Origin of the sequence: Faecalimicrobium dakarense, from assembly GCF_000499525.1 — a bacterium.
Classification (GTDB): Bacteria; Bacillota; Clostridia; order Peptostreptococcales; family Peptostreptococcaceae; genus Faecalimicrobium; species Faecalimicrobium dakarense.
The window spans coordinates 16,024-27,063 of sequence record NZ_HG529356.1 but is presented as its reverse complement, the minus strand read 5'-3'; the positions used below and the strand labels follow the sequence as shown (position 1 = coordinate 27,063).

Annotated in this window: 9 protein-coding genes and 1 pseudogene; 7 read left to right on the top strand and 3 right to left on the bottom strand. The window is 26.4% G+C overall.

Annotated elements, in window-relative coordinates:
- The 3 genes from BN899_RS10780 to BN899_RS10770 form a co-directional block, all read left to right on the top strand.
- A partial coding sequence (locus BN899_RS10780; protein WP_042275271.1) for a methionine adenosyltransferase domain-containing protein occupies positions 1-340 on the top strand: 340 nt, incomplete at its 5' end.
- Positions 341-536: 196 nt separating this feature from the next.
- Complete coding sequence (locus BN899_RS10775) at positions 537-1,655, top strand: tetratricopeptide repeat-containing glycosyltransferase family 2 protein (protein ID WP_042275269.1); 1,119 nt, start codon at positions 537-539, stop codon at positions 1,653-1,655.
- Positions 1,656-1,697: 42 nt separating this feature from the next.
- On the top strand, positions 1,698-1,997 hold the full coding sequence (locus BN899_RS10770; protein ID WP_042275266.1) for a DUF3892 domain-containing protein: 300 nt from the start codon (positions 1,698-1,700) through the stop codon (positions 1,995-1,997).
- Between the two features lie 242 nt (positions 1,998-2,239).
- On the opposite strand, the gene BN899_RS10765 is transcribed toward BN899_RS10770, so the two are convergent.
- Positions 2,240-2,719 (bottom strand): hypothetical protein, encoded by a 480-nt coding sequence (locus tag BN899_RS10765; protein WP_042275264.1) that lies wholly within the window; start codon positions 2,717-2,719, stop codon positions 2,240-2,242.
- Between the two features lie 57 nt (positions 2,720-2,776).
- Entirely contained in the window at positions 2,777-3,256 is a 480-nt protein-coding gene (locus BN899_RS10760; protein WP_042275262.1) for a hypothetical protein, read from the bottom strand.
- Between the two features lie 237 nt (positions 3,257-3,493).
- Between BN899_RS10760 and BN899_RS10755 the strand changes: the two genes are divergently transcribed.
- The 4 genes and pseudogenes from BN899_RS10755 to BN899_RS10740 all read left to right on the top strand — a co-directional run bounded on the left by BN899_RS10755 (position 3,494) and on the right by BN899_RS10740 (position 9,644).
- Positions 3,494-3,793: a hypothetical protein gene (locus BN899_RS10755; RefSeq protein ID WP_042275260.1), complete on the top strand. Its 300-nt coding sequence runs from the start codon at positions 3,494-3,496 to the stop codon at positions 3,791-3,793.
- Between the two features lie 53 nt (positions 3,794-3,846).
- A pseudogene (locus BN899_RS10750) lies at positions 3,847-5,962 on the top strand (DNA topoisomerase III).
- Between the two features lie 169 nt (positions 5,963-6,131).
- A complete protein-coding gene (locus tag BN899_RS10745; protein WP_042275257.1) occupies positions 6,132-7,088 on the top strand; it encodes an alpha/beta hydrolase in 957 nt (318 codons plus the stop codon).
- A 108-nt stretch (positions 7,089-7,196) separates the two neighbouring features.
- Positions 7,197-9,644 carry a cell wall-binding repeat-containing protein gene (locus tag BN899_RS10740; RefSeq protein ID WP_052356812.1) on the top strand — a complete coding sequence of 816 codons (2,448 nt, stop codon included), beginning with the start codon at positions 7,197-7,199 and terminating at the stop codon, positions 9,642-9,644.
- A 44-nt stretch (positions 9,645-9,688) separates the two neighbouring features.
- Here the strand turns inward: BN899_RS10740 and BN899_RS10735 are convergent, their stop codons facing one another.
- Positions 9,689-10,858, bottom strand: a complete 1,170-nt coding sequence (locus BN899_RS10735) for a helix-turn-helix domain-containing protein (protein WP_042275254.1) — start codon at positions 10,856-10,858, stop codon at positions 9,689-9,691.
- Positions 10,859-11,040 lie beyond the last annotated feature (182 nt).

The window sequence follows — 11,040 nt, the reverse complement described above, 5'->3', positions numbered from 1 at the left end:
GGCGGCTTACGCTGCAAGATATGTAGCTAAGAATATAGTTGCAGCTGGACTTGCTGATAAGTGTGAAATAGAACTTGCTTATGCAATAGGTGTTGCTAGACCACTTTCTATATTTATAGATACATTTGGAACTGGAAAAGTATCTGAAGAAATACTAGTTAAATTAGTTGAAAAGAACTTTGACTTAAGACCAGGTGCAATAATAAGAGACTTAGACTTAAGACAACCAATATTCAAAAGTACAGCAGCTTATGGACACTTTGGTAGAACTGATATAGATTTACCATGGGAAAGAACAGATAAAGCTGAATTATTAAAAGTTCAAGCATTTGAAAAATAATAAATAAAAAAATTAAATAAAAAATTATAAGAATCTCATTTATTGAAGTTTAAACACTTTAATCAATGAGATTCTTATTTGCATTAAAAGCATGTATGCAATAAAAAACTCCATAATGAATATAATATCTTATTACATTTTTATTTTGTGTTTATTTCACACTGAAATTATATAAGTATTAAAATGGGAGGTAAAAATGGAAATTAGTCTATGTATGATAGTAAAAGATGAGGAAGAGGTAATAGAAAGATGTCTAAACTCTATAAAAGAAGTTGTGGATGAAATTATCATAGTAGATACTGGTTCCAGAGATGAAACTATAAATAAAGCAAAAAATCTTGGATCAAATGTATATGACTTTAAATGGATTGATGATTTTTCAAAAGCTAGAAATTTTGCATTTTCAAAGGCTACCAAAGATTATATAATTTGGCTTGATGCAGATGATGTACTAAATGAAAGTGATATAGATAAATTTAAACTATTAAAGGAGAGTATAGATGAAAGTATAGACTCAGTAACTATGAATTACGTACTTTCAGTTAATAAAAATGGAGAAGCTACAAGCTCTTTAAAAAGAAATAGATTAGTAAAAGCAAGTAATAATTTTAAGTGGGTAGGTAAGGTTCATGAATATCTTGATGTAAGTGGAAATATAATTCATTCAGATATAAATATAATTCATAAAAAAGAAAAGGAGTATACTAATAGAAATTTAAAAATTTATGAAAAATTAGTGTCTTCAGGAAAAGAACTTCCAACTAGAGATATTTTTTATTATGCAAATGAACTTTATGACAATAGGATATATGATGACGCTATAAAACAATATATAAAATTTTTAGATAAAAAAGATGGATGGGTAGAAGATATTAAATCGGCATGTTATAAGCTAGCAGATTGCTATTCATATAAAGGAGAAAGTGAAAATGAGTTAAAATATATTTTGAAATCTTTCGAATACGATATACCAAGGGCTGATTTTTGTTGCAGATTAGGGCATAAATTTTTAAATGAAAATAAACTGGATGCAGCTATATACTGGTATGAATGTGCTATAGATTTATCACCCAAAAATGATAATATGAGTTTGATTAATCATGATATGTATACATTTTTACCGCTAATACAACTTTGTGTATGTTATTACAGAAAAGGAAATATTAAAGAAGCATATATGTACAATGAAATTGCATCTAAATATAAGCCAGAAGATATATCAGTAAAATATAATAAAGAATTTTTTAAAGATAAAATTGATAGAGATACAATTAAAGAAGTTGAAAAACTTTTAAACACTATGAATAAATCATAGCTAGAGGCAAAAACTAAGTAAAAATACTTAGGAGGTAATTTTATGGATTTTAATAATGATAATATAATAGGAAATTTACCTAAAAATATAAATAAAGAAGTACCATTACCAAATGCAGATGCAAAGAAGATAACAGCTGTAGTAAAACACTCTGGAGAAATTGTAGGATATGAACTATCAAATGGTCAAAGGTTAACTAAAGAAGAGGGAATACAAATGGCTAAAGCAGGAGAAATATTAGGTGTTGGAGTTGCAACTAGAAAAGGAAACGAATATTTAAGAACTCTACCAGATGAAAAAGAAAATAATAATTTAAGTAATTTACCATCCATAACAGAATAATATAAAATAGGTATTCATATGAATGCCTATTTTATATTAATCGGTAAAATTAATCATATTATACATATCATTTAGACAATAATTAAAGTTATATATATCTGATGTATTATAAACTAATATTAAATCTAACTTACGAAGAATTGACTAGCTTCAATATTAGAATAGATACTTTGCATATTAAAAGACCCAAGAGTATCCTATGAAATAGATATTTTAGGTCTTTCTTATGAGTAAATTTATAGTTAATGTAAATTAATATAGTTTTCTATGAATTTATTTAATTTTTTATCGGCACTAGATTTGTATTCATTTGCTAAAAATAATATAGTGGCTTTATCTTCTACTATATTAAATAATTTTAAATAGTTAAAAGCCATTAAATAGTCAATTAATATACTATATAAACTACCGATTTTTACTGTATCTGTTAAATCTGTTGTAATTTCATATAATTGTCTAAGTTGAGTTAGATCAGCAGATGAATGACTATAATATGCAATAAGCTGTCTATTTAAATAATCTAACTCACTTGATATTTCAGAACCATCATAGTTTTGATAATTATCTAAGAAAGCTGAATATCTATTTAACAATATATCTAAACTATTACTTAATGTTTTAATATTATTGACTTGAGCATTGTAATCTATTCTTGAGTCCGCAAAGCTAGCGTTTGCAGAAAATAAAGAGAATATAATAAAAAATGTAATTAGTTTTTTCATCTATTAATTTACTCCTTTTATATCTTAAACAAAAAGTTATCTGTATCAAATTTATAGTTATGGAGAATTAACATAATTTTCTATAAAAGTATTTAACTTTTTATCAGCACTTGATTTATATTCATTTGCTAGAGATAATATATTAGATTTATTTTCTACTAGACTGAATATTCTTAAATAATTAAAAGTTATTAAGTAGTCAACTAGTATACTAAATAAACTACCTATCTTTGCTTTATCTTTTAAATCTGTTGTATTTTCATACAATGCTATCATTTGTCGTAAATCAGCAATTAAATAGCTTTGATAGACACTAAGTTGCTTATTTAAGGAATCTAGTTCACTTGGAGTCTCGTGGCTATCATAGTTTGGATAATTTTTTAAAAAAGCTGAATACTTATCCAACAATAAATCTAAGCTACTACCTATTGTTTTTATTTTATTAATTGAAGTATTGTAATCTATTTCTGAGTCTGCTAAGCTAATTTTTGCAGAAAATAAAAAGCATATAATTAAAATTATAGTAATTTTTTTCATTTACCTACTCCTTTTTTATATTTTGAGTAAAAAATAATATAAATATTCATTAATATATTTAATTAATATTTTTATAAAAAAGTATAAGCAAATAAATATAATCGATTAAAATTTATTAAAATATAGTTAAACTGTATAACTATATTTTAATTATCAATTAAGCTTACAAAATGAGCATAGCGAATTTTTTGTAAAAATGATATTATAAAAAGATAAATAAAGTAAGGAGATAATCAAATGGAAATGAACATATTAATAACTCAAGAAGCAAAGAAAGAATTAGATAAACTATTAACTACTAGCGATAAAAAATGTATAAGAATAATTACAAGATGTATAACAATGACTTCAGATGCTAAGTTAGACTTTGAATTAGACGAACCTAAAGATAGTGACAATTTATATGATGTAGATGGATATAAAGTAATAATAGATAAAGCACTAGATTCTCAAATGAATCATATAACAATTTCATATGGAGGTCTTTTAAGTAGAAATCAATTCTGCGTAGAAGCAGATTTTTGTTTTTACTATTAATTAGAAAATAAGTAATAATAAAATTATTTACTTATATAAAGAAGGGAAAATTTATGAAAAAGATACTAGTCCTAGCAGAAAAACCTTCAGTAGGAAGGGATATTGCACGTGTATTAGGATGTAAAAATGAAAAAAATGGATATATAGAAGGTCAAAAATATATAGTAACTTGGGCGCTAGGTCATCTAGTTACATTAGCAGATCCCGAAAGTTATGGAGATAAATATAAGTCTTGGAATATAGAAGATTTACCGATATTACCAAATCATTTGAAAACAGTGGTAATTAAAAAAAGTAGTAAACAATTTAATACTGTAAAATCTCAAATGAATAGAGATGATGTATCTGAAATAGTTATAGCAACAGATGCGGGACGTGAGGGTGAACTTGTTGCAAGATGGATAATAGAAAAAAGCTCATGTTAAAAAACCTCTACAGCGTCTTTGGATATCATCAAGTACAGATAAAGCTATAAAAGAAGGTTTTAATAAATTAAAAGATGCAAAAGAATATGATAATTTATACGCTTCAGCAATATCAAGATCAGAAGCTGATTGGATAGTTGGGATAAATGCAACTCGTGCACTAACTACAAAGCATAATGCTCAACTTTCTTGTGGTAGAGTTCAAACTCCAACTGTTGCTATGATTTTAAAAAGAGAAGAAGAAATAAGAAACTTTAAGGCAAAAGATTACTATGGAATAAGCTTAGTAGCTACAAAAGGAAATGTAGATATTAAGTTTATATACAATGATAAAAATAATAGTAGTATAAGCTTTAATGAAGAAAAAATAGATAATACAATAAAAAAAGTAAAAAATAAAGACTTAAAAGTGATCAGTGTTAATAAAGTTCAAAAGAAAAAGTATGCACCAGCACTTTATGACTTAACGGAATTACAAAGAGATGCAAATAAAATCTTTGGTTATTCAGCAAAAGAAACATTATCTATAATGCAAAAGTTATACGAGCATCATAAGGTACTTACTTATCCTAGGACAGACTCTAGATACTTAACTAGTGATATAGTAGAAACTTTAGCTGACAGAGTAAGAGCAGTTAATGTAAGTGACTATTCAAGGGTATGTAATAAAATATTAAAAAATAAGATAACTTCAAACAAATCATTTGTAGATAACTCAAAGGTAAGTGATCACCATGCTATTATACCTACAGAGGAAAGAGTATTTTTAGGAGACTTAAGTGATAAAGAAAGAAAAATTTATGACCTTGTAGTTAAAAGGTTTTTATCAGTGTTACTACCACCTTACGAATATGAGCAAACTTCAATAATTGCTCAAATAGAAGGAGAAACTTTTACTGCGAAGGGAAATAAAGTTATAAACTTAGGATTTAAAGAAACGTATAAAGACAGTGATGATGAAGAACTAACCTCTATACCAAATATAAATGAAAAAGATATATTAAGTGTAGTTAAAATAAACAAAACGAATGGAAAAACTAATCCACCAGCATATTTAAATGAAGGAACACTTCTAACAGTTATGGAAAAAAATGGATTAGGAACGGTAGCGACTAGGGCTGATATAATAGAAAAGTTATTTAATTCTTTTTTATTAGAAAAAAAAGGAAAAGATATACATGTAACTTCTAAAGCTAGACAATTATTAGAATTAGTACCAACAGAATTAAAAACTCCAGAGTTAACGAGTGATTGGGAAGCTAAATTATTAGATATATCAGAAGGAAAGTTAAATAAAAATAGCTTTATAAATGATATGAAAAATTACTCAAAAGATATTGTTAGAGAAATAAAAAATAGTGACTCTAAATTTAAGCATGATAATATTACTAAAAATAAATGCCCAGAATGTGGAAAATTTATGCTTGAAGTAAATGGTAAAAGAGGTAAGATGCTAGTTTGTGAAGATAGAGAATGTAATACTAGAAAAACTGTATCACAAACTACAAACTCAAGATGTCCAGTTTGTCATAAAAAGTTAGAACTTCGAGGAGAAGGTGAAGGTAAAACTTTTGTATGTAGTTGTGGTCATAGAGAAAAACTAAGTTCATTTAATAAGAGAAAAGCAGAGGAAAAAAATAAGGCCTCTAAAAAAGATGTAAATAAATATTTAAAGAACCAAAATAAAAATGAAGAGGTATTTAATAATCCTTTTGCAGAAGCTTTAGCAAAGCTTAAAAAATAAATATAAAAATAAAAGGCTATAGATTTGTATAAATCTATAGCCTTTTATTTTGAGAAAACAATGCATAGACATAATTAGATTAAGATTAAAAATATGTAGAAAAAAGTAAAAAAATGATGTATACTTAGTTTTAATACCAGGTAATAGTATTAAAAGTAAGGAGTAATATATGAAAAATAAAAAGAAAATAGCAATTATAAGTATATCAATAATAACTATACTATTTTTAATAGTGTCTTATGTAGTAGGATATCTAGTATATGATGGGTCAGTTGGATCAGAACAAAGTATAAAAAATGAAGACGTTTTAGAAGTGTTTTCAAATAGAGAAGACAAGCCATTAGATAAACTTAAAAATTATGAATATGAAGATTTATTTATAAAATCACCAAAGAATGGATATGACGTGGAAACAAAGCTTATAAAGTCAAATATTAAAACAGAGAATACAATTATATTAGTACATGGTATAGAAAGTTATTACTATGAATATTTAGAAAAAGCTTTTGAATACCTTGAAAAAGGATATAACGTTATAATATATAATCAAAGACATACAGGAAATACTGGTGGGGATGATTACACATTTGGTTTATATGAAAAGTTTGATTTAGACAGTGTAGCTAAATTTGTTAAAGAAAGATATCCAAAAGGTAAATTAGGAGCACATGGACATTCTATGGGAGCGGGAACAGTTTTAATGCACTCTGAAATAAATGAAAAAAATAAGTATGTAGATTTTTATATAGTAGATTCACCATATCATGAAATGGCAGATGCTATAAGATTAGGAATAGAAGCTGAAAATATACCGTTTTTACCTATTAGCTATGCAAAGTTTATGGGCAATTTATATACAAAAATGAAATCAGGATTTAGTTATGAAGATGTAAAGCCATATGAAGCAGTTAGAAATATAACTGTACCAATGTTTTTAATACATGGTAAGGAAGATAAAGTATGTGCACCAGAGAGTAGTCAAATAATATATGATAATATACCACACAATAAAAAAGAGCTTTGGCTAATAGATGGAGTTCAACATGTAAATGGATATGATATATTAGGAGATGAGTATTTTAATAGAATATATTCATTTATAGATAAATATGTTTTTGAAAAATAAATGTCGATATAAATAAAAGTACCTTTAATTAGGTACTTTTATTAGTTTATAAATAAAATTATGTTATAATTTATGCATAGAAATTTTATTATAACTAGGGGGAAATTTATGAAACTAAAGAAAAATATTTGCAGAAGTATAGTTATTAGTGCTATTGCTTTTAATAGCATAGTTCCGCTATCTTATGCAGAGGGATATAATGAGTATCAGACATATCAAAAATCAATGCCAAGAATAAATCAATCTATTAGCTATGCTCCAGAGGAAGTACAGTTAGATTTAGAGGAGTTATCTAGTATTAATTATTTAGAATTAAAAACAGATTCAAATTATGAAGTTGCACTTGCTCATGCAAATGGATCATATACATTTGTAGAAGGTGTTGATACTTTAGATAATGCAGTAAATATAGCTAATGATTTAGAAAATGAATATGTGCCTCAAAATATTATACCAACTGTTATAAATAGTGATGGTATGGTAGCGTATACAACAAACTCAATAGGACGTATCGTTAAAATAGGAGAAGGTATATCTCAAGAGTCAATGAATTACACAACAAATATATATCCTAATGCAAACAAATCAAATGCTCATACATATATAAACCACGGATTTATAGATGATGTACCAGTAATAGAAGAAACTGCTGGTATGGTAAAAGTAGAAATATCAGGATATACAGGATGGATAGAAAAAGCTGATAAAGATGGGGTTAATATTGTATTATTGCCTATAAATCAAGCTAAAAATCTAAGTTATTATGAAAATGTAAATGGACAATTAAATCATTATATAAGTTCTAATGTAGAGGGGAATAATGGAAGCAAAAGAAGTATAGGCAAAGCACCATCATTTATGGTATCAGGACAAAGATATTATAGCTATGATGGAAATTATTTCTATACTGATATAGAAAATTTAATATCTGATGCAAAATCAAATAATCATAACAATTCAGTAAATAGCAATAATCCATACTATAATTATTACCAGTACTTATCAGGAAGAAGTAAATCATCATATAGTGCAGAGAATATAAATAAATACTTTGAAGGTAAAACTCCAGCAGATAGTGTATTAAAAGGATCTGGGAAGTATTTTATAAAAGCTCAAAATAAATATGGAGTTAATGCATCTTATATGATTGGTATAGCTATGAATGAATCAGGAAGAGGAACTTCAAAACTCGCAAAGGAAAAAAATAATATATTTGGAATAAATGCCAAAGATGCCAGCCCTCAAGATGCAAAGAAATTTGCAAGTATAGAAGCTTGTATTGATGAATTTGCTAAGGATTGGATGTCAAATAGATATTTAAATCCAAAAAGCTCTAATTATTATGGAAGTAACGTAGGAAATAAAAACTTAGGGAATAATGTAAAATATGCATCAGATCCTTTCTGGGGAGAAAAGGCAGCCAGCTTTATGAATGAAATGGATGTTTATTTATCTTCGTTAGGTGTAAATGATGATTATAATAGATATAGACTGGGTGTGTTTAATACATCAACATCAGTAAATGATAAAAATGGAAAAAATTTATATAATGCATCAAAAGGGCATGCTACAATAATATCTGATAACCGTGGATCAAATATAGAAATAAATCCGGATAGAGTTTTACCTTCAAGTATAACTAATCCGATTCCGGGAAGTCATGACTTTACAGCTAAAGGATATGTAGGGAAAGGTAGCATAGACTCTATAAATCAAGCAAAATCTGACTTAGTTATAGATGAAATAAAAGGTACAAATAGATATGAAACAGCAGGCCTTATAGCAGATCACCAAAATTACACTACAGCAATATTAGTTAATGCAGACAAAACAGTGGCAGATGGTTTAAGTGCAAGTGGTTTAGCAGGTGCTGCTAATGCTCCTATATTATTAACAAAAACGGACTCCATACCAGATGATACTATGTCAAGACTTAAAGGAGTTAATAAGGTTTATATTATAGGAAGTACATCAGCTGTAAATAAAGATGTAGAAGATAAATTAAAATCAGATAGTAAACAAGTTGTAAGGCTTGGAGGAACTGATAGATTAAAAACTAGCTATGAAGTAGCTAATGAGATAAAGAAAATAAAAAACATTGATAAAGTATTTTTAGTAAATGGATATAAAGGGGACCCCGATGCTATGAGTGTATCATCTGTTGCAAGTAGGGATGGTGTACCTATTATATTAACAAATGGGAAAGATTTAACTTACAATACAAATAATGCACAAAACTATGTCATAGGTTCAACGTCAGTCATGGATGAAGCTATAGTAAATAAGACTAAAGCAACTAGATTAGGCGGAATAGATAGATATTCTACTAATAAAGCAGTAGTTGAAAAATTCTACAAAGGTACAAATGAATTTTATATATCTAAAGGAGATGTTTTAGTTGATGCTCTTACTGTTTCTCCTTTAGCAAAAAATTATCCTGTTATATTAGCAAAAAAAGGAAGCGATAAGTCTGTAGTTAAAAATGCAACTAAATTAATCCAATTAGGTGGCATGGATAATGAAGTTATTGATGAATGCATAAATATAATTAAATAGATTATAAGTTATTTAAACAAAAGAGGACCTATATATGGGTCCTTTTAATTATCTATATTGACTGACCTAAGATACTCTGTAGGGGAGAATCCATAAGTCTTTTTAAATGTATTTGAAAAATAATGAATCGAATTAAAACCTAGTATTTTAGAAATTTCGCTAATACTATATTTTGAGTCTTTTATTAATTCCTTTCCTATTTTTAGTTTTAAAGTATTAATATAAGCCTTTGGGGTAGTGCCGATATTGTTTTTAAACAGAAGATGAAGCTTAGAAGTGCTAATATTAAATTCATCACATACTATTCTAATATTTATATTTTCATAAATATTTTTGTTAATAAACTTTAATACATCATCTAAAAGATTATCATCGTAAAATTGTTGAACTCTATTTGTAGGTTTAATTAAAGATTTTTCTATATTCATACTAAGTATAGTTAAGATAAGCTGTTTTAAATGACAAATCATAAGCTCATTTTTATATAAATTATTAGAATGCAATTCATCCATAAGGCTATGAATAATAGAATAAAGTTTTTTATCACATGTAAAAATTTTCTTAGAAAGAAGTTCGTTATCTTCAAAATTCATGTCAAAACTTAGAGTAAGATAAGAACAAGATTTTTTATCATCAGTATATTGGCTATGATACTGATTAGGAGAATAAAATAATATGTCGCCTTGTTGCAATTTAAACTCCATCCCATCAACATTTGTATATAAAATTCCTCTATCTACAAATGTAAGTTCCCAAAAATAATGCTTCTCTCCCTTAAATAAATAATTAATTGGTTTTTCTTGATAAAATTTTGTATATATTTTATCTATAGATATAGTCGGAATAATCTCATTGTAAGTATAAGGATTTTCTAATGAGATATAATTTGTGGACTTTTTATCTAGATATAATTCAAGTTGGCAGTCTTTAGATATAGGTATGAAGTTATAAAAAGTATCCTTCTTTAATAAAATTTGTTTATTTAATATGTAAGAATTTGAATTTATGCCTGATGAGTTATCAAATACAACGATAAGAATAACACCTTTTATAAGTTTCACATATGTATCTTCAGATGAAATAAATAATTTATCTATAGATTTAGATTTAAGTGTTAGAAAGATTTTGTCTTTAGAAAGTAAAATACTTGAAGGTAAATTAGATATTATACTCCCATATTTCTCAAATGCTAAGCATGCTGTTTGTTTAAACATTTTAAATCCTCCTTTTGTAAAGTATATATTAATAATATGTTACAAGATATTTTAAGAAAATTCAAAATAAATAACAAAAAATTATAAAAACATTAAAGAAAATTACAAATACAAAAAATATATATAGTACTACAATTATAGTTAATAAAAGATAAAGGCTTAAAAAATTGGGGGTATTATAA

What these genes read in the sequence shown, in the direction of transcription:
- BN899_RS10775 (WP_042275269.1), top strand. Translation starts at nt 537, where the DNA reads ATGGAAATTAGTCTATGTATGATAGTAAAAGATGAGGAAGAGGTAATA.
- BN899_RS10770 (WP_042275266.1), top strand. Translation starts at nt 1,698, where the DNA reads ATGGATTTTAATAATGATAATATAATAGGAAATTTACCTAAAAATATA.
- BN899_RS10765 (WP_042275264.1), bottom strand. Translation starts at nt 2,719, where the DNA reads ATGAAAAAACTAATTACATTTTTTATTATATTCTCTTTATTTTCTGCA.
- BN899_RS10760 (WP_042275262.1), bottom strand. Translation starts at nt 3,256, where the DNA reads ATGAAAAAAATTACTATAATTTTAATTATATGCTTTTTATTTTCTGCA.
- BN899_RS10755 (WP_042275260.1), top strand. Translation starts at nt 3,494, where the DNA reads ATGGAAATGAACATATTAATAACTCAAGAAGCAAAGAAAGAATTAGAT.
- BN899_RS10745 (WP_042275257.1), top strand. Translation starts at nt 6,132, where the DNA reads ATGAAAAATAAAAAGAAAATAGCAATTATAAGTATATCAATAATAACT.
- BN899_RS10740 (WP_052356812.1), top strand. Translation starts at nt 7,197, where the DNA reads ATGAAACTAAAGAAAAATATTTGCAGAAGTATAGTTATTAGTGCTATT.
- BN899_RS10735 (WP_042275254.1), bottom strand. Translation starts at nt 10,858, where the DNA reads ATGTTTAAACAAACAGCATGCTTAGCATTTGAGAAATATGGGAGTATA.